Here is a 19,852-nt window from a genome sequence, read left to right as displayed (position 1 = left end):
TGGTTTGCCATTCGCCCTCGTCACTCTCGAGACCGGTTCTCGTCGTCTGCCCGGTTTCACAATCACCTGAAGGGCGCGTTGCTGACGACGATTACACCCTTCTCCTCGAGAACGAAGCGCCGCCGTCTCACTCGCGAGCGAGCACCCAGAACACGATGGCACCGAGGACGAACGCGACCCCGACGTTGATCGCTAATCCGAGAATCCCCACGCCGAGGACGATCGCCAGCGATTGCCGGCCGTCGACGGGGGCGAACGATGCTCGAGCGAGTTCGATGGAAACGACGACGAGCAAGGCTCCGAGGACGGCGACGGGGAACGCGGCGAGTAAGGCCCCGGTCGCGACGAGCGCGAGGGCCAGGTAGCCGACCCCGAGAATGACGTTTGCACCCCCGGTGCGAGCGCCGAAGGCGTACTTCCCCGCGAGGCCGCCGCTGCCGTGACACATCGGAACGCCACCGATCGGAACCGCGGCAAGACACGTTACGCCCATGCTTTTGGACAGTGAATCCGCCGAAACGTTCCGATCGTAGAGGTCACTACAGAGTAACGCGGTCGCGATAGCCGCGTTGCCGACCGTCATCCCCAGCTGAGCGACGGTGCCCTCGAGTGCTGCGCTCGATACCGTCGGCGTGCCTGCGGGAAAGAGGGTCGGGTCGGGAAGACGCGGCGTCGGAATGCCAGCCGTCGCGACCGCGGCGAGTCCCCCGAGGCCGAGGACGAGCAGGATGCTCGTTCCCTGGTGGCCGGCGAGCGCGAAGAGTCCGACGATTGCCAGGCCGGCGAGCGCGAGCGGGATACTCTCGACGGTAAGATCCAGCGCTGCCTCGAGCAAGAGCAAGGCGACTGCGAACTGGACGCCGCGGATGACGGGTTCGCCGACGAGTCGTTGGATCTCGCCGACGAGTCCGAGTTTCCCGACGAGGAGCAAGACGCCGCCCGCGAGCAATCCGGCTGCGGCGAGTTCAGGGTAGGAAAGCGAGCCGACGATGGCCAATCCGATCAGCGCTTTCATCGGTTCGACGGACAGGGGCATCCCGTAGTACAGCCCCCAGACGATCTGGAAGATGCCGAACCCGACCAGGACGTGTGGCAGCGAGACGCTCGTCGTCGCTGCGAGGGCGATGAGAAGGGGGAGAACGGTAACCGAATCACCTAGCGCACCCGTCAGTTCGGACATCGAGAACTCGAGATCGGAGTCAGTCGACGAACCGAGTGAGTACGCCATCTACAGCCGGTAAGGCCGTGACGCACTTTACTATTCTCTGTAACTTTTCGCCGTTTCGATACTCGTTCGGCGTAAGGGAATTTGATTTCGGATATGGTGCGAGTAGAGCGAACCGACTGACCGGGGTGATCTGAACGCGGACGGAGTGGACCCGAAGGCGGCAACGAACACCCTCGGAAGTGCAGTATACAGTGGAATAGGGCTTCGACGGTCCAGATTTTGTGCTCCATACCGACTCCCCCTCACCGAGTCCATGAACTGAAAATCGCTATATCGAATCGGATTCGAGCGCCTCGAGTCGTCCGCATTGATTCGCCAGGAGAGACAGTCCACAGGCTATCTCGAGCGCCGAATCAGCAATCGCTAAGGCGACTCGCCGGAACGACTCGAGCGTGAGCGATCTCGGCAAAATCGATCGGCAGTTCTTCGACCGTCGCGTCGCGCCGAATCTCGGTGCGGAACGAGACGATGTCGCCATCGGCCCGACTCACGGCGTCGATTTCGGCGTCCTCGATATCGACGGCCGGGCGCTGGTAACCGCGACGGATCCACTGTCTATCGCTCCGCCGCTCGGATTCGAGCGCGCGGCGCGCTTCGCGCTCGACCTCGTACTCGCCGATGTAGCGGTGAGTGGTATCGCGCCGTCACACCTCTCGATTTGTTTTACGCTCCCGGAGACGATGACCGACGAGCAGTTTGGCACCGTCTGGGAGACGATCCACGCGGAGTGTGTGGATCTCGGAGTTGCCGTCGTAACCGGACACACGGCCCGATACTCGGACCCGTCCCATCCCTGGGTTGGCGCGGCGACCGCGATGGGCGTCGGCGAGCACGACGACATTGTCCGACCCGACGGGGCCAGCGACGGTGATCGACTCCTGTTGACCACGGGCCCGGCCGCGGAGACGGTCGGCCTCCTGAGCACGCTCTTCCCGGCGGAGTTGGGGCTCCCGGACGATATCGTCGGTGCCGCACAGGATCGACTCGAGGACGTCTACTGCGTTCGCGATGCGTTGACCGCGGCCGCGGCGGGGCCGGTGACGGCGATGCACGACGTCACGGAGGGCGGACTGGCGGGCGCGCTCAACGAGATGGCAGACGGTGCGGGCGTTCGGTTTTCGATCGACAGCGAGGCCGTCCCGATGCGACCCGGCGTCGAAAGGGTGTGCGAGCACCTCGAGATCGATCCGTGGGCGGCGACGAGCAGCGGTTCGCTGGTGATCGCGGTCGATCCCGCCGGGGTGGACGCCGTTCGCGAGGCGCTCGAGGCGCGAGGGACGGCCGTCGCCGAAATCGGCCGCGTCGTGGATACCGGCGATGACCGCGACGGCGATGGTGACGACCAGGGTGGCGAGGTGTTGGTCGACGGCGACCGACTCGAGCACCCGCGCGTCGATCCCTCCTGGCGGGCGTACGCCGACCTGGCCGGGGCGGCAAACGAGTAGTCGATCTCTCTCGAGTGGGATGTGTTTGATCGGATCGACCTGGAGGATCGATTCGACACTCGTTTGCTTCGAGTTCGCTCGAGTGGATTTACGCTCGAGTGGATTTCGATCGAGGATGGTGGTGGCTCCTCGAGATGGGCGTTCGCCACGCGGCCGGCCCCACCTGCAGTTACCGCAGTGGCGTGTGCGGAGTCGCGATGAGCAGTCGTAGCGAATCGCGACTCGAACTCGCGCGAGGGATGAGCGAGCGTCGCGAACGAGCGAATCGGCTGGGGAGGACGTGGAAACCCTTGTTGCCAGCGTGTGCAGGAAGCGACTCGGCGGAACTGGTGTCACGGTAGTCTTGGCGTGACGGTGGAACTGGATTCACGGTAGTCTTGGCGTGGCGATGATCTCGGTCTCGAGTGAAATTGAGACGATGCAACTGGCGACGAGGGTGAAGCCGGCGCGAGAAAATCTACTGGGGGAGAAAACATCGGAGAGTGGCGCTGGTACGCGAGAGGGCGAGCGGGGGATCACTTCGTCCGGGGTCGACACGCCGTCCAGGGTCGACACGCTGGTAGAAATCGGACGCTCGAGACGCAGCCCACCGCTCCACTCGTGGGCGCGATGATTTCCACGTCCTCCCCAACCGATTCACTCACTCCCACGGTCGTTCGTTCATCCCTCGCGCGGAGTCGAGCCGTGATTCGTCGCCACTCATCACGGCTCCGCACGCGCCTTCGCGGTCACGGCCCTGTACGCGCCTTCGCGGTCACGACTATGCACGCGCCACTACGGTGGTTCGTATCGTGCGAGTGGGCAGTTTTTGCGTAAGCAGCTAGTTTCCGTGCGGGTGGCTATTCAGGATTGATGACCATTACCGCTTAGTATAACCGGAAAATACACACTCGCATGAGAACGTCCGCACCCGACTCCCGCCCCGTCGCGCTGACGATCGCCGGTAGCGACTCCGGCGGCGGAGCCGGCATTCAAGCCGATCTCGCGACGATGGCGGCCCACGGCGTCTTCGGAACCTCGGCGATCACCGCCGTCACGGCCCAGCACACCCGCGGCGTCGACTCCTCGTTCACGCTCCCCCGCGACGAAGTCGTCGCCCAACTCGAGGCCGTCACGACGGACTTCGCGGTCGGCGCGGCGAAGACGGGGATGCTCGCGACGACCGAAATCGTTCAGACGGTCGCCGACCACGCCGAGTCGTTCGACTTTCCGCTCGTGGTCGATCCGGTGATGGTCGCCACCTCGGGGGATCGGTTGCTCGAGCCCGAAGCCGAACGGGCGTACGAAGCGCTGTTAGGGGAAGCGACGGTCGCGACGCCGAACGCGGACGAGGCCGAAGTGCTGACGGGGATCGAAGTGACGGACGAAGAGCGCGCACGCGAAGCCGGCGAGGAAATCCTCGAGACCGGCGTCGACGCGGCGCTCGTCAAAGGAGGGCACGTTCCCGGCGACCGAATTCGGGACGTGCTCGTCACGGGCGAGGGCGTTCGGACGTTCGAACACCCGCGGGTCGACACCGAGGCGACCCACGGCTCTGGCTGTACGCTCGCCGCGTCGATCGCGTCCCGTCTCGCCAGGGGTGACTCGCTCGAGGCGGCGGTCGAGGGCGCGACGGCGTTCCTCGAGCGCGCCGTGCGCTACCACTCCGACGTCGGGGGCGGTCCCGGCGCGGTCAACCACCTCGTCGACCTGCGAAATGAGGCCGCCCGGGAGCCGACTGCCGAAGCGGTGCAGGGCGTCGTCGATCGGTTCGTCGAACGCGACGTGTCCCCGCTCGTGCCTGAGGTCGGGATGAACGTGGTCGGGGCAACGCCCTCCGCCGAAACGGTCGAGGAGACGGCGGCCGTCGAGGGACGAATCGCGCGCACGCTCTCGGGCGTCCAACCGAACCGCGGTGTTCGCTTCGGTGCCTCGAGTCACGTTGCCCGGTTCCTGCTCTCGGCCCGGGAATTCTTCCCCGAACTCCGATTCGCCGTCAACTGCCGGTTCGGTCCGGACGTCGACGACGCGCTCGAGGCCCTCGAGTGGTCGATCGCTGGGTACGATCGAGCGGACGAGCCAGCAGCGGGGAAGAGCGAGGAGGGGCACACGATGGGCTGGGGTGCCCGGCAGGCGTTCGGCGGACGCGAGGAACCCCCGGTAGCCGTGATCGACCGCGGCGACGTCGGCAAGGAGGCGATGGCGAAACTGGTCGCGAGCGACCCGGAGACGCTTGTCGACCGCGTGATCGAACTCACGGCGGAGGTGGGACAGCGATGACGGGACTGTCGGAAGTGGGTATCATCCTACCGCAGTACGGAAGCGAGGTCGAGACGGTTCGCCAGACGGCACTCGAGGCCGAGCGACTCGCGTACGACGCGGTCTGGCTCGAGGATCACTTGCAGTCGTGGATCGGCGACCCGCGGCGGGATACCCACGAGTGCTGGACGACGCTCAGTGCAATCGCCGAGGCGACCGACCGAATTCGCCTCGGGACCTTGGTGACGAGCCAATCGTACCGTCACCCGGCGCTGCTGGCGAAGATGGCGACGACGGTCGATCACCTCAGCGACGGTCGACTCGAGCTCGGACTCGGTGCCGGCTGGTACGAGGACGAGTACGACCGGTTCGGCTACGAGTTTCGGACGCCGCCGGCCGACCGAATCCGCCGGCTCGCCGAAACGATCGAGATCCTTCAGGGGCTCTGGACGAACGAGACGTACACGCACACGGGGAACCACCTCGACGTCGACCTCGAGGAGGCCATCTGCGAACCGAAACCGGTGCAAGACCCCCACCCGCCGATCTGGATCGGCGGCGGCGGTGAGCAGTTCACCCTCCGGTACGCCGCCGAACTGGCCGACGGCTGGAATTACGGCACGCTAACGCCGTCGGGCTTTGCCGACAAACTCGAGGTACTGCGGGATCACTGCGCGGACGACGCGCGATTCGAGGAGATCCGAACCTCCGCCGAACTGTTCGTGTTCGTCGCCGAGACCGCAGACGCCGCCGAAGACAAACGCGAGCGGTTCAAGAGCGAATTCCTCCCCGATGGCCCGACGACCCCTCGAGAGCACTTCCTCGCGGGCTACCTCGAGTCGGCACCGACCGGGACGCCGGACGACGTAGCGAGGCGACTCGAGGAGTACGCTGCCGTCGGTATCGAGACGGCCATGCTCGTGATTCCGGACGCGGCCGATCCGGACGACGAGAGTCTCTCGCTGTTGGCCGAGGTGCTTCGAGAGTAACGCCGATCGCCGCTGAACTCCGCGAGCGACGACGACCGCGAAGTGATCCGGGTACGGAAACAGAAAGGATCTTTTTGGAGGGGGATGATATCGCGACGCATGGTCGAAAGTCCGTTCGACGTCGAGATTCGCGTCGGAGAGATACTCGAGGCGGAATCGTTTCCGGAGGCGAACAAGCCGAAGATGACAAAGCTGTGGATCGACCTCGGCGAAGAGCACGGCGAGATTCAATCTGCAGGGCAGTTAGATCACCACTACGATCCCGACGAACTCGAGGGGCGGCGGGTGCTCTGTGCGACGAATCTCGGCTCGGTCCGAATCGCGGGGTTCAAATCCGAAGCGTTGACTGTCGGCGTTCCGGACGAGGAGGAGTACCCGATTCTCGTCGAGCCGGATACGGAGAAGGACGTTCCGCTCGGCGGCCTGTTGTTCTGAGGGGAACTGCGGGAGCTGTTGGATGGTCCATCGCAAAACCTGTCAGATGGTCCATCGCGAAACCTGTCAGATGGTCCATCGCAAACGCTGACAGATAGCCCACCGCGGAACCCGCAGGATTTTAGCGGTGGCCGAACAGTCACCGTACATGACCGAGGCGACGGGGATCGTCGGTGAGTTCTTCTCGCTCAAGGAGGACACCGACGCCGATTTGCTGGCGATGCAGTGTGGCGATTTCTACGAGTTCTTCGGCGAGGACGCCGAGACCGTCAGCGACGAACTCGATCTCAAAGTCTCCCAGAAGTCCTCCCACGGCTCGTCGTATCCGATGGCCGGAGTGCCAGTTAACGACCTGACGCCCTACCTGAAGGCCCTCGTCGAGCGCGGCTACCGGGTCGCCGTCGCGGACCAGTACGAGACCGATGCCGGCCACGCACGCGAAGTCGTTCGCGTCGTCACGCCGGGAACCCTCCTCGAGACGACCGACGCGGACGCCCAGTATTTGGCGGCCATCGTCGACGGCTCGGGCTCGAGTTCGAGTTCGTCTTCCTCCGGATCCGCCGAGGGCTACGGACTCGCGTTCGCCGACGTGACGACCGGTCGCTTTCTCGTCGCGGAGGGCGAGGACGTCGACGACGCGCTGACGGAGCTGTACCGATTCGATCCCGTCGAGGTGTTGCCGGGGCCGGAGGCCCGAACCGACGACGAGTTGTTGACGCACGTCCGCGAACGCGTCGACGCCACGTTGAGCCTCCACGAGACGGAGTCGTTCGCCCCGAAGCGGGCGACCCACGCGGTTCGCGAGCACTTCGGGTCGGAGGCGGTCGACCGACTGGCCGTCGGCGAGCCTGCGCTCGCGGCTGCGGGGGCGATTCTCGCGTACGTCGAGGAAACCGGTGCGGGCGTACTCGCGTCGATGACGCGCATTCAGAGCCACCAGGGCGACGATCACGTCACGCTCGACGCGACCACGCAGCGCAACCTCGAGTTGACCGAGACGATGCAAGGCGACACCGACGGCTCGCTCTTCACGACGATCGATCACACCGAGACCAGCGCGGGCGGCCGGCTGTTGAAGGAGTGGCTTCAGCGTCCACAACGCTCGCTCGAGACGCTCGAGCGCAGACAGGAGAGCGTCGCAGCGCTGTCGTCGGCAGCGTTAGCACGCGATCAGATTCAGGACACGCTCGATGACGCGTACGATCTGGCGCGATTGGCGTCGAAGGCGACTCACGGCAGTGCGGATGCACGAGACTTACAGGCCGTCCAGGAGACGCTGGCGGTGTTGCCAGCACTGGCGGACACCATCGCGTCGACGCCGGAACTGGCCGATGCGCCGCTGTCGGACATCGTCGATCAGCCGGACCGCGAGGCCGCTCGGAAACTCCACGCGACGCTCGAGGAGGCCATCGCCGAGGATCCGCCCTCGACCGTCACGCAGGGTGAACTCCTCCAGCGAGGGTACGACGACGAACTCGACGAGGTGATCGAGCGCCACGAGGAGGTAAAGCGGTGGCTCGAGACGCTCGCGGATCGCGAAAAACAGGCCCACGGTCTCTCGCACGTGAGCGTCGACCGGAACAAGACCGACGGCTACTACATTCAGGTCGGCAAGTCCGCAGCGGACGGCGTCCCTGACCACTACGAGGAGATCAAGACGCTCAAGAACTCGAAGCGGTTCACGACCGACGAACTCGAGGAGCGAGAACGCGAGATCCTCCGCCTCGAGGAACAACGGGGCGAACTCGAGTACGAACTCTTTGCGGAACTCCGCGAGGCGGTCGCTAGCCGGGCTGAACTGCTTCAAGACGTCGGGAGAACGCTCGCGACCGTCGACGCGCTCTCGAGTCTGGCGACCCACGCGGCGGAGAATCGATGGATCAAGCCCGACCTCCATGCTGGCAACGTGCTCGACATCGAGCAGGGTCGCCACCCTGTCGTCGAGCAAACGACGGAGTTCGTTCCGAACGACGTTCGGATGGATGGGGCGGCTACCGCCGCCAGCCAGGAACGCGCTGACGGACGCGCGAGCGACGAGCGGGGCTTTCTAGTCGTCACCGGTCCCAACATGTCCGGGAAGTCGACGTACATGCGACAGGTCGCCTGCATCGTGCTCTTGGCCCAAATCGGTAGTTTCGTCCCGGCGAAAGCGGCCGAGATCGGGCTGGTCGACGGCATCTTCACCCGCGTGGGTGCGCTCGACGAACTCGCACAGGGTCGCTCGACGTTCATGGTCGAGATGAGTGAACTCTCGAACATCCTCCACACCGCGACCGAGGAGTCGCTCGTGATCCTGGACGAAGTCGGCCGCGGCACGGCGACGTACGACGGCATCTCCATCGCGTGGGCGGCGACCGAGTACCTGCACAACGAAATCCAGGCGAAGACGCTCTTTGCAACCCACTACCACGAGTTGACCGGACTCGCCTCGAGGCTTCCACGCGTTGCGAACGTCCACATCGCGGCGGACGAACGCGACGGCGACGTCACCTTCCTGCGGAGCGTCCGCGACGGGCCGACCGACCGATCCTACGGGATCCACGTCGCAGACCTCGCTGGCGTCCCCGACCCCGTCGTCGACCGCTCGAGAGACGTTCTCGAGCGCTTGCGCGAGGAGAAGGCGATCGAAGCGAAGGGAGGCTCCTCGAGGGAGCCCGTTCAAACGGTGTTCGACGTCTCGAGCGGCCAGTTCCGTGGGCCAGCCAACGCCGACGGCGGTGAACCAGATCGACAGCAGGCGGGTGAGGAGGAGCGAGACGAACCAATCGATCCGGACGCGAAAGCCGTCCTCGAGGATCTTGAGTCACTCGACGTGAACACGACGCCGCCAATCGAACTCATGTCGAAAGTCCAGGACTTACAGCGGCGACTCGAGGACTCATAGGCCGACCTGTACACGCTCAAAGCGTTTCTCGTTGGTCTAACGCGGGCATACTGTCAATCGAACTCAACTATCCGGGAACGGTATTGTTATCACGTGCCAGATAGCCAGCTAACACGATGCACGAACCGGACTACGACGTCACGGGGAAGACCGCGATCGTCACGGGTGCAAGTCAGGGAATCGGAGAAGCCATCGCCAAGACGCTCGCCGCCAGCGGCGCGAACGTTTCGATCTGTTCGCGCTCGATGGATCGCGTCGGCCCGGTCGCGGACGAGATCAACGACGCGGACGACGCTGGCGAGGCACTCGCTCTCGAGTGTAACGTCCGCGAGCGCGAGCAGGTCCAGAATCTCGTCGACGAAACGGTCGAAACGTTCGGCGATATTGACGTTCTCGTCAACAACGCGGGAGGCGAGTTCGTCGCCCCATTCGAGGACATCTCGGCCAACGGCTGGCAGACTATCGTCGACCTCAACCTCAACAGTACCGTCCACTGCACGCAACTCGCCGGTGAAGTGATGCGCGAGGGCTCTGGTGGTGCCATCATCAACCTCTCGTCGGTCAACGGCCAGCACGCAGCCCCCGGAGAGAGTCACTACGGGGCCTCGAAAGCCGCGATCATCCGCCTGACCGAGACGCTGGCAACTGAGTGGGCCGACGACGGCATCCGCGTCAACTGTATCGCGCCCGGCCTGATCCAGACTCCCGGCGTCGCCGAGACGCTCGGCATCGACAGCGAGGACATGCCGCCCCGCGAGAAGACCGACCGTCGCATCGGTCACGTCGAGGAGATCGCCGACGTCGCCCAGTTCCTCTCGAGTCCCGCCGCCTCGTTCATGAACGGCGAAACGGTGACCGTGAAGGGCGTTCCACGCGCGGGCAACTCGATGTCGAAGGATCTGGGCCTCGAGTAACGCGACCGACCTTGTAGCGACTTTCCGCCGCCCAGCCGACATCCCGGTCAGCGGGGCCCCGCCGAACGAAGGTGCGCGGTGTAGCGCGAATGCGACGAGCGTGAGCGAGACCCGTTCGCCGTCGCTCAGCCGTTCGGTGACTCGAGTCGTTCTCGAGAGCAGGTACGTTTTTGCGCTCGCCGACACATTCTCTGTGCATGACGCTCACCGAGGCACTTTCCGGAATCACCTGTCCAGTCGTCACGCCCTTCGAGGATACCGCCGGGGCGAACGAGGTCGACGAAGCCGCGTTCGACGACCTGATCGAGTACCTCCTCGAGGGTGGCATCGACGGCATCTTTCCGTGTGGGACCACGGGCGAATTCGCCAGTCTCACGCCTGCAGAACGCAAGCGAGTTCACGAACGAACGGTCGAAGTGGTCGACGGTGCGGTCCCAGTGCTCGCCGGGGCGGCCGCGACGAGCGTCGACGAGGCCGTCGACTACGCCGCCCACGCCGCCGACATCGGTGCCGACGCGGCCGTCGTCACGGAACCGTACTTTCACGGAGCGAACGACCCCGCCGGGAACCAGCGGTTCTTCGAGGCCGTCGCCGACCGCTCGCCGTTGCCACTCTTGCTCTACAATATCCCGCCGTGTACCGGCGACTCGATCCCCATCGAGACGATTCGGGCACTTGCCGACCACGAGAACGTCCTCGGGATCAAGGACTCGAGTGGCGACCTCGAGTACTTCTGTTCCGTGATGCGCCAGACTCCCGAAGACTTCCTCGCGCTACAGGGTTACGACGCGCTGCTCGTTCCCGCGCTGCGGATGGGGGCTGACGGCGGGTTGAACGCGCTCTCGAACGTTGCCCCGGCGCAGTACTCCGAACTCTACGAAACGGCTGTCGATCCCCGCGGCGCGGAGATTCAGGATGCCATCGTCCCGCTGTTCGACGCCTGTGCGGACTACGGCTTCGCCCCGGCGACGAAGACGGCCCTCGAGCACGCCGGCGTGATTCCCACGGACGCAGTTCGACCGCCGCTCGTCGAGGTCCCTGCGGATAGTCGAGGTACTATCGAGGTCGCCGTCGACGACTTGCTCGACGGATAGGTCTGCTTGCCCAGCACTCCCCACTCGGTTGCCCGTTCGTCGTTGCGTCGTTCGCTCGGACGGACGCCAACCCACAGTTTAACCACGCTCGAGCGAGAGCGAACGGCATGAACCGAACGGACGGGTTCGAGCACGTTCGATCGCGATTTCACACGCTCGAAGCGCCCCGAAATTCCGCCGTTCGCCCGAAGATCGAGCTATGACAGCAGAGCCACCACAGGACACCGACATCCACCAATTAGACGAGGACACGGTCGCTCGCATCGCCGCCGGCGAGGTCGTCGAACGGCCCGCCAGCGCGGTCAAGGAACTCGTCGAGAACAGCCTCGACGCCGGGGCCGAAACCATCGACGTGACGATCGACGACGGCGGCACGGAGCTGATCCGCGTGGCCGACGACGGCGACGGGATGAGCGAAACGGACGTTCGTGCAGCCGTCCGCGAGCACACCACGAGCAAGATCGACGACCTCGAGGACCTCGAGTCGGGCGTCACGACGCTCGGCTTCCGCGGCGAAGCGCTCCACACGATCGGGTCGGTGTCTCGAGTGACGATCGAGTCCCGACCGCAGGCTGTCGACGGGGGGAGTCGAGACGCCGCTGGCACGAAACTCGTCTACGAGGGCGGGGAGGTGACGACCGTTGAACCGACGGGCTGTCCAACGGGAACCATCGTCGAGGTCGCGGACCTCTTCTACAACACGCCCGCTCGCAAGAAGTTCCTCAAGACGACGGCGACTGAGTTCGCCCACGTCAACCGGATCGTCACGCGCTACGCGCTCGCGAACCCGGACGTCGCCGTTTCGCTCACCCACGACGGCCGCGAGGTGTTTGCGACGACCGGGCAGGGTGACCTGCAGGCAGCCGTGCTGGCCGTCTACGGCCGCGAGGTCGCGAGCGCGATGGTCTCCGTCGAAATCGACGGCGACGAACTCCCGCCCGGCCCGCTCGAGTCCGTCTCGGGACTCGTCTCACACCCCGAAACGAACCGCTCGAGTCGGGAGTACCTCGCGACGTACGTCAACGGCCGCGCGGTCACCGCGGACGCGATTCGCGAGGGAATCATGGGTGCCTACGGCACGCAGTTGGGCGGCGATCGATACCCGTTCGCCACCCTCTTCCTCGAGGTTCCCGGCGACGCCGTCGACGTGAACGTCCACCCCAGAAAACGCGAGGTTCGCTTCGACGACGACGACGCGGTCCGCCGGCAGGTCGATACGGTCGTCGAGTCCGCGCTGCTCGAGCACGGCCTCCTTCGCTCGCGCGCGCCGCGGGGTCGCTCGGCACCCGAGGAAGCCCGACTCGAGCCCGGAACGCTCGAGTCGACGGCACGGTCGTCTCACGAGCGCGCGAGCGGCGAATCGGGGAGCGACGAGTCCGGCGCGGACTCCGATCAGCGGACTCGAGACGAGGAATCGCGTTCCGTCGCGTCGGGTGAATCAGACGCTGCAGTGGAGGCAGGCGGCGAATCCGAAGCTCACTCAGCGCCAGACACTACCGCTCAGTCCGAGTCGTCCCCGTCCCAGGGACAACCAGCGGCGGCTCCTCGAGCAGCGTCGACTGCCGAACCCCGGCCAAAGACGGCTCGAGCGACGACCGACACCGAGTCTCCGTCTCCAGGGAACACGCACGCTGAAGACGCTTCGTCTGCCGACTCGACGTCCACGGGTCCGGAAGGAACCGACTCGAGTCCCGACCCCAACTCGGACCGGACGTTCTCCGTCGAGACCGAACAGCGAACGCTCGAGGGCGGGGCCGCGACCGGCGACGAGACGCAGTTCGATTCGCTGCCGCCCCTTCGCGTCCTCGGGCAGCTACACGACACGTACCTCGTCTGTGAAACGGCGGACGGGCTGGTACTGATCGATCAGCACGCGGCCGACGAGCGCGTCAACTACGAACGACTCCAGCGAGCGTTCGCTGCCGATTCTGCTGCACAGGCGCTCGCGTCCCCCGTCGAACTCGAGTTGACGGCCGTCGAAGCCGAGGCGTTCGAGAGTTACCGCGAGGCACTGTCGCGACTCGGATTCTACGCGGATCGAGTCGACGACCGGACGGTTGCCGTGACAACGGTCCCCGCCGTCCTCGAGGAGACCCTCGAGCCCGAACGGTTGCGAGACGTTCTCACGTCGGTGCTCGAGGGCGATCGAGACGCCGGATCGGAGACCGTCGACGCGCTGGCGAACGAGTTCCTCGGCGATCTGGCGTGTCACCCCTCGATCACCGGCAACACGTCGCTGACGGAGGGATCGGTGCTCGATTTGCTCGAGGCACTCGATGGGTGTGCGAATCCCTATGCGTGCCCGCACGGGCGGCCAGTGCTGGTCGAACTCGACGAGGCTGAACTCGAGGACCGATTCGAGCGCGATTATCCGGGCCACCAGGGCTAACCTGCTGGCGCTGCGTTCGGCTGTCGCCGCGTCGTGGATGCAGGAGTGGCCAATTCAGGCTGAAGGAGTGGCTAATTCAGGCTGCGGGCTTAACTCGCTCTCGAGCGGAGCGTCTGGCATGGATGTACCCACGGATCGGCTCTTGCTCATGCTCATCGTCGCGACCGGATTCGCCGTCGCCGGCGGTGGGTGGGCGGCCTCGCTCGTCCACGCCGAGGCGACCGGCATCGAAGAGATCGGTCTTCGGGTCGCGATCGGCGTCGTCTTCTTCCTGGTCCTCCTCGCCTTCTGGACCTTGTTTTCGGGGATCGACGACGAAGCCGCGTGAACGGCTCGAGTCCGGGAGGATCAGTGCGAGGGCTGTCGTCCGTCTTCGACGGTGGCTGTTGACGTCCGTCGCTCGTGGCGATAGAGCCAGATCGTACAACACAGGGCGATCAAACCGGCCACCGTCGCGATGGCGAACGCGATCTGGTAGCCGGTCTCCGTGTAGACGCGGGTGCCGCCGACGATGTCGCCCGCCCAGTAGTCGTCGAGGGCCCACCCCATCAGGGTCGGCAAGATCGCCGCGCCGAAGAAGCCCGCACCGTTGACCGTTCCCGTCGAAATGCCGCTCGCGCTGTCGGGGTGGCGATCCTTGACGACCGCGTAGCCGAGCAAGAACGACCCGAGCAAGAGGCCGCTGAAAAAGAACACGGCACCGACGACGACCAGCGGCGGGTCGCCCACGAGGGCGATAATCGCGAGACTCGCGACGAAGAGGGCCCCACCGCCGACCATCAACTCGCCTCGTTTCCCGATTCGATCGGAGAGCCAGCCGATAGCGGGCGGCCCGATCATGACGCCGACGCCGCCGAGGAGTGTGAAGAAAGAGGCGTACGTGACCGAGACGTCGTACACCTGGACGATGTAGGGAATCCCCCAGAGGCCGAACAGGGTGAGGTTCACGCCGCTCGCACAGAACAGCATGATGGCGACGACCCAGATGAGGGGATCGCGAAAGATATCGGAGAGGTAGGTCTTGAGCTCGGCGTTCGTCAGCGTCGGCTGGTCGGGGACGCCCTCGAGGGAGTCGTAACCGGCCTCACGCGGACTGTTTCGGACGACGGCGAAGACGACGACCGCGAAGAGGAGGCCGAGGACCCCGAGTCCGCCGATGGCCGTTCGCCAGTCAGTGGCGTCGACGGCGAGGGCCAACGGCGTCGTCGCGACGACGCCACCGATGCCGGAGATCGCGAACGTTGCGCCGCTCATCGTCGCGAACTCATCGGCGCGGTACCAGTTCGCACAGAAACGAAGGATGCAGACGAAGATCACGCTGCCGCCGAGGCCGACGAGTCCGCGGGCGGCGAGTGCGGCGAGGTAGCTGTCGGTCAGCGCGAACCAGATCACGCCGACGTTCATCACCGCCGCGCCGACCGTCGCCGTCACCCGCGGCCCGACGCGATCCGCGAGGATGCCCGTGGGGATCTGCATGAACGCGTACACCCAGAAGAAGACGGCGTGAAGCGTTCCTAACTGGGCTCCCGTCGTCTCGAACGCACCCATGAGATCCTCCGCCAGCACCGCCGAGGAGAGACGATTGACGTTGACGAGCAAGAAGACGACGCCGAGCGTCGCCCAGAGCAGCCAGCGGCGTTTGAGTGGATCGGCCCAGATTCGCATTCGTCCACACTCGTCGATCCATCACGGAAAAGCTTCAGAAAGCGGCACAGTAGGTACCATTCATCACACGGCTTCGCTGTCGTCATCGGTAACAATACGCTTCTCGAGAGACGTATTCTCCCCATGTCTCCGGACCACGAACTCGACGGTTCTGACGCGGGCGGCCAGTTCGTCAGGAGCGCGCTCACCCTCGCCACCCTGAGAAACGAGTCGATCCGCATCGAGTCCGTCCGCGGCGACCGACCGACGCCCGGCCTTCGCCACCAACACCTCGCGGTGCTCGAGACGATGGCTCAACTGTGCGACGCCGACATCTCCGGCGGGGAACTCGGGTCCGAAACCGTCGAATTCGATCCCGGCCTCGAGTCGACCGACGGGGCGACAGACTGGCAAAGCCGCGGACCCGGTAGCCTCCCCGGCGGCGAGTACGCCGTCGATATCGACACGGCGGGCAGCGTGACGCTCTTATTCGACGCCATGCTCCCGCTCGCGGCGATTCTCGAGTCTCGACTCACCGTGACGGCCACCGGCGGCACGGACGTGAAGTGGTCGCCGCCCCTCGAGTACTTCCGCCGGGTCAAGCTTCCCTTCCTCCGACGACACGGCCTCTCCGCGTCCTGCGAGGTCGAGCGACGCGGGTTCTACCCCGACGGCGGCGGCCGAGTGACGCTGCACGTCGACCCCTCGAGCGTGGAGCCGATCGACTCGACCGAACGGGGCGAACTCGAGGGTGTCCGGCTCTACTCGACGGAATCGGAATCGCTTGCGGATCGCGACGTCGCGTACAGACAGGCCGAAGGCGCACTCGAGCGACTGGGAATAGGAAAAGCGGATTCAGTCGGAAACGGCGGACCTGACGGAAGAGCGCTCGAACTGCTCGAGCGACGGGAGGAGGTCGTCGACAGTCCGTCGCCGGGGTCGGCCATCGTGCTCCGACTCGACCACACGCACGGCGTTGCGGGTTTCGCGGCGCTCGGCGAGCGCGGCAAACCGGCCGAACGCGTCGGCGAGGACGCGGCCGACGAGTTGCTTCGATTTCTCGAGAGAGGTGCTGAGTCGGACGAGCCAGCCCCACCGATCGACCGACACCTGGCGGATCAGTTGCTCGTCTTCCTCGCGCTCGCTGGCGGCCGCCTTCGCGTGCCGAGCGTGACCGACCACGTGGCCTCGAGTCGTGAGCTGCTCGCCGAATTCGGGGCTGCGGTCGACGTTGAGCGGTCGTCGGTGAGCGACGACGGAGCAGGGACATCGGACACGGCGAGCGCGTTGCTCTCGGTCGACTCGCCACTGGAGGGCTGAACGATCGAGACCGATTTCCGACGCGAGTGAACCAGTTCCTCGACCGGACTGCGTTCTACGGACGGACGAGATGTCGACGAAGAACCGCGAGCCGTCTCGAGCCTGTGCGCGCGAGCAAGGTGCGAGCGTGTGCACACGAGCAAGTGTGATAACGCCATAACTTATGCCACCGCCGTTCGTTTTTCTCGGTATGGCTGTGGAACACACGTGCGGTCCGGTCTGGGGGACCGACCCGTGAGCGATATCGTCACGTTCGGCGAGACGATGCTGCGATTGACGCCGCCGGGAGACGAACGACTCGAGAACGCGGGCGAGTTCGAAGTCCGCGCGGCGGGGGCGGAGAGCAACGCCGCGATCGCGGCCGACCGACTGGGCGCGACGGCGACCTGGGTGTCGAAAGTTCCAGATTCGCCCCTCGGTCGACGCGTCGTCAACGAACTTCGGGGACACGGTATCGAAACCGACGTCGTCTGGAGTCAGCAGGGTCGACAGGGGACGTATTACCACGAACGGGCGGGCAGCCCGCGAGGGACGAACGTCATCTACGATCGGGGAAATACTGCCATCTCGAGCGCCGAAGCTCGAGAGTTCGACATCGACCAGGTGCAAAACGCCCGCGTCTTCTACACGACGGGGATCACACCCGCGCTCTCCTCGACGCTGCGAGAGACGACGGCGAGCATGCTCAAGGCGGCCAGACAGGGTGGAACCACGACGGCGTTCGACTTCAACTACCGTCGAAAGCTCTGGACGCCGGAGGAAGCTCGAGAGACACTGACCCGTCTGTTCCCCGGAATCGACGTCTTGCTCATCGCGGCTCGAGACGCGCGGACGGTGCTCGATTTCGAGGGCGACCCGCGCCAACTCGCCCACCAGCTCGGGTCGCAGTACGACTTCACGACCGTCGTCGTCACCCGCGGCTCCGAGGGGGCACTCGCCTGGCACGACAACGTCGTCCACGATCAGGCCGCCTACGAGACGGACACCGTCTCGCCGATCGGCACCGGTGACGCCTTCAGCGGCGCGTTCATCGCTCGGCGACTCCACGGCGACGACGTTCCCAAAGCGCTCGAGTACGCCGCGGCGACAGCGGCGCTCAAACGCACGATTCCGGGGGACGTGGCGCTCCTCACCAAAGACGAGGTCGACGCCGTCGTCGCGGACGACGGGACCACGATCTCCCGATGACGTTCGCTCGCAGCGGCGCGTCGGAACGCTCGACTCCCCTAATCGCGTCTCAACAGTGAACGACCGCTCACGGGCTGGGTGCGAACTTTTCCCTGCGGGCCGAGTATAAATTCACCATGACTCGAGTCGTTCGGCGCGCGACGAGCGACGACGTGTGGGCCGTCCACGAGACGGCCCGCGAGAGCTGGCACGCCGCCTATGACGATATTCTCGGGCCACGTTTCGTCGACAAAGTGGTCGACGACTGGTACGCGATCGGTGATCTCGAGTCGGCGATCACCGACGCACTCGAGCGAGAGAACGCGACGTTCCTCGTCGTCGAGCCCGAGGGGACCGAGCGAGTGGAACCGAGCGACTCCGGCTCCGATTTCGACGGTGACTGTCTGGGCTTCGCTCACGTCGTTCCGTGGCCGGAGGATCGGTCCGTGGCGTACCTCGCGCGCTTGTACATTCGGCCAGACTACTGGCGAGCAGGTGCAGGAAGTACGCTGCTCGAGCGACTCGAGGCCGATCTCGAGTCGTCGTTCGATCGAATCCGCCTCGCCGTCCTCGCCGACAACGAAATCGGTATTTCGTTCTACGAATCGGCCGGTTTCGAGTGCGTCGAGGTGCGCTCGACCGACCTGGCCGACGGGCTCGAGGAGTGCGTCTACGAAAAATCGCTGTGAGGCAGGTTATCGCCCCAGCTTAGAGCGTCTTTTCAGCTTTGTCGTCATCAACGACCTCGATCCCGCGGTTGTTGACCGCCATCGGATCGAGGCCGACCTCCTGCAGGAAGGTCTTGTACTCGCGTTCGCACTGCTCTGCGTCCTTTTGCTTGTCGCTCGCGCGATCGCAGAGTTCGATCAGGTTCTCGGGCACGTCGTTCTGGTAGACGATCCAGTGGTTGATCAGGTCGCTAAGCCTGCGGATCGGGCTCGTGAAGTGGCCGTAGATTTCGAAGTTCAGGGCGTGGTGGCCGCCGAAGGGGTCGTTCATGTACTTCGCGCGGGGCATCACCTTCATCACGGCCCACTGGATCTTGTCGAGTTGGCGACCCGGGGCGTCCTCGAGCGTCGCGTTGACGGCCTTTCGCGGATCGTCCCACGTGCTACCGGGGATCGAGACGCCGTCTAAGTCCTGAATCTCCTGGAGCGCCTTCGACCATTCGTCGGGGCTGGGCTGTGGGTGGACGCGGTACATCGCCTCGACGCCGCGATTCCACATCAGTTCGTGCGTGACGGCCTTGTTGGCCTTGAGCATGCACTCCTCGATGATGGTGTGGGCGCGGTCGCGGGCCGGGTTGAGCACGAGCGAGCCGTCCTCCTTACGGATCTCGTGCATTCGGTCGGCGACCTCGTGGACCAGTTTGTTCTCCTCGTGGAGGGGCGCGTCGGGATCCTCGAGTCGGTTCTCGGCCTGGCTGTAGGTGAGTCGCTCGTCGGACTCGATGACGGACTTGTAGATCTCGATGTCGTCGTACGAGAGCGTCTCCTTGTCGAGGTGCATCTCGACGGTGTGTGCCAGTCGGTCCTCGTTGGGAACGAGCGAGCAGACGGTCTCGGCGAGGACGGGCGGCAGCATGTGGATGGTGTAGCCCGGCAGGTAGACCGTGTTCCCGCGCTCGACGGCCTCGTCCCACATCGCCGTCTCGGGATTGACGTAGTGGGTTACGTCGGCGATGTGAACCCAGAGGACGTACTCGTCCTCGCGCTCTTCGATCGAGAGCGCGTCGTCGAAGTCCTGTGCATCGATGGGGTCCGTCGTCCACGTCGTCAGATCCCGGAGATCCTCGCGCTCGTCGATTTCGTCCTCGATCTCCGCTTGAACGCCGTCGGTTCGTTCCTCGGCCTCCTCGATCACGTTCGGAGGGAACTCGTCGCGAATTTCGAGTTTCTCGAAGAGTTCGTCGCGTTTGTTCTCGAGATGGCGTGCCACTTCTTCGCTGACCTCGACGGGGCCCTGCCCTTCGGCCGTGCCGGCTTCGGCCTGTGCGTCGTCACTCATAGCGTGGCCTACGGACGAAAGGGTGAAAGTCGTGTCGGGACGCCGGGGCGGGAACTCGACCCGTCGCCATCTCCTCTCTCGAGCGTCGGGGACAGCCG

15 protein-coding genes are annotated in these 19,852 nt (G+C 65.1%); 12 read left to right on the top strand and 3 right to left on the bottom strand.

The window, feature by feature from the left end:
* Positions 1-127: 127 nt before the first annotated feature.
* Complete coding sequence (locus BB347_RS10175) at positions 128-1,228, bottom strand: putative sulfate/molybdate transporter (protein WP_076581129.1); 1,101 nt, start codon at positions 1,226-1,228, stop codon at positions 128-130.
* Between the two features lie 392 nt (positions 1,229-1,620).
* On the opposite strand from BB347_RS10175, the gene BB347_RS10170 reads away from it, so the two are divergent.
* The 9 genes from BB347_RS10170 (at position 1,621) to BB347_RS10125 (ending at position 13,944) form a co-directional block, all read left to right on the top strand.
* Positions 1,621-2,673, top strand: coding sequence for an AIR synthase family protein (locus tag BB347_RS10170; protein ID WP_076581128.1), 1,053 nt, complete (start codon positions 1,621-1,623; stop codon positions 2,671-2,673).
* Positions 2,674-3,567: 894 nt separating this feature from the next.
* A complete protein-coding gene (thiD, locus tag BB347_RS10160) occupies positions 3,568-4,932 on the top strand; it encodes a bifunctional hydroxymethylpyrimidine kinase/phosphomethylpyrimidine kinase (RefSeq protein ID WP_076581125.1) in 1,365 nt (454 codons plus the stop codon).
* Positions 4,929-5,900: a TIGR03560 family F420-dependent LLM class oxidoreductase gene (locus BB347_RS10155; RefSeq protein WP_076581123.1), complete on the top strand. Its 972-nt coding sequence runs from the start codon at positions 4,929-4,931 to the stop codon at positions 5,898-5,900. The genes thiD and BB347_RS10155 overlap by 4 nt, the downstream gene beginning before the upstream one ends.
* 99 nt (positions 5,901-5,999) lie before the next feature.
* Positions 6,000-6,335 carry a tRNA-binding protein gene (locus tag BB347_RS10150; RefSeq protein ID WP_076581121.1) on the top strand — a complete coding sequence of 112 codons (336 nt, stop codon included), beginning with the start codon at positions 6,000-6,002 and terminating at the stop codon, positions 6,333-6,335.
* Positions 6,336-6,483: 148 nt separating this feature from the next.
* A complete protein-coding gene (gene mutS, locus BB347_RS10145; protein WP_076581119.1) occupies positions 6,484-9,219 on the top strand; it encodes a DNA mismatch repair protein MutS in 2,736 nt (911 codons plus the stop codon).
* Between the two features lie 116 nt (positions 9,220-9,335).
* Positions 9,336-10,133 (top strand): SDR family NAD(P)-dependent oxidoreductase, encoded by a 798-nt coding sequence (locus tag BB347_RS10140; RefSeq protein WP_076581117.1) that lies wholly within the window; start codon positions 9,336-9,338, stop codon positions 10,131-10,133.
* A gap of 197 nt (positions 10,134-10,330) precedes the next feature.
* Positions 10,331-11,227 (top strand): dihydrodipicolinate synthase family protein, encoded by an 897-nt coding sequence (locus BB347_RS10135; protein WP_076581115.1) that lies wholly within the window; start codon positions 10,331-10,333, stop codon positions 11,225-11,227.
* 199 nt (positions 11,228-11,426) lie between these two features.
* The gene (mutL, locus tag BB347_RS10130) at positions 11,427-13,616 is read left to right on the top strand and encodes a DNA mismatch repair endonuclease MutL (RefSeq protein WP_076581113.1); all 2,190 of its coding nucleotides are present in this window, start codon (positions 11,427-11,429) and stop codon (positions 13,614-13,616) included.
* A gap of 118 nt (positions 13,617-13,734) precedes the next feature.
* Positions 13,735-13,944: a hypothetical protein gene (locus BB347_RS10125; RefSeq protein WP_076581111.1), complete on the top strand. Its 210-nt coding sequence runs from the start codon at positions 13,735-13,737 to the stop codon at positions 13,942-13,944.
* 20 nt (positions 13,945-13,964) lie between these two features.
* Here BB347_RS10125 and BB347_RS10120 read toward each other — a convergent pair whose 3' ends face one another.
* Positions 13,965-15,281, bottom strand: a complete 1,317-nt coding sequence (locus BB347_RS10120; RefSeq protein ID WP_076581109.1) for an MFS transporter — start codon at positions 15,279-15,281, stop codon at positions 13,965-13,967.
* Between the two features lie 123 nt (positions 15,282-15,404).
* Here BB347_RS10120 and rtcA point away from each other — a divergent pair, with 123 nt between their 5' ends.
* The 3 genes from rtcA (at position 15,405) to BB347_RS10105 (ending at position 18,436) form a co-directional block, all read left to right on the top strand.
* Positions 15,405-16,580: an RNA 3'-terminal phosphate cyclase gene (gene rtcA, locus BB347_RS10115; RefSeq protein WP_076581107.1), complete on the top strand. Its 1,176-nt coding sequence runs from the start codon at positions 15,405-15,407 to the stop codon at positions 16,578-16,580.
* A 234-nt stretch (positions 16,581-16,814) separates the two neighbouring features.
* Positions 16,815-17,768 carry a bifunctional 2-dehydro-3-deoxygluconokinase/2-dehydro-3-deoxygalactonokinase gene (gene kdgK1, locus BB347_RS10110; protein ID WP_076581105.1) on the top strand — a complete coding sequence of 318 codons (954 nt, stop codon included), beginning with the start codon at positions 16,815-16,817 and terminating at the stop codon, positions 17,766-17,768.
* A gap of 116 nt (positions 17,769-17,884) precedes the next feature.
* Complete coding sequence (locus tag BB347_RS10105) at positions 17,885-18,436, top strand: GNAT family N-acetyltransferase (protein WP_076581103.1); 552 nt, start codon at positions 17,885-17,887, stop codon at positions 18,434-18,436.
* A gap of 19 nt (positions 18,437-18,455) precedes the next feature.
* On the opposite strand, the gene BB347_RS10100 is transcribed toward BB347_RS10105, so the two are convergent.
* Entirely contained in the window at positions 18,456-19,754 is a 1,299-nt protein-coding gene (locus BB347_RS10100) for a ribonuclease catalytic domain-containing protein (RefSeq protein WP_076581101.1), read from the bottom strand.
* Between the last annotated feature and the right edge of the window lie 98 nt (positions 19,755-19,852).

This window comes from Natronorubrum daqingense (genome assembly GCF_001971705.1).
GTDB lineage: Archaea > Halobacteriota > Halobacteria > Halobacteriales > Natrialbaceae > Natronorubrum > Natronorubrum daqingense.
The sequence above is the reverse complement of the archived record's forward strand: the minus strand, read 5'-3'. Positions and strand labels throughout refer to the sequence as shown.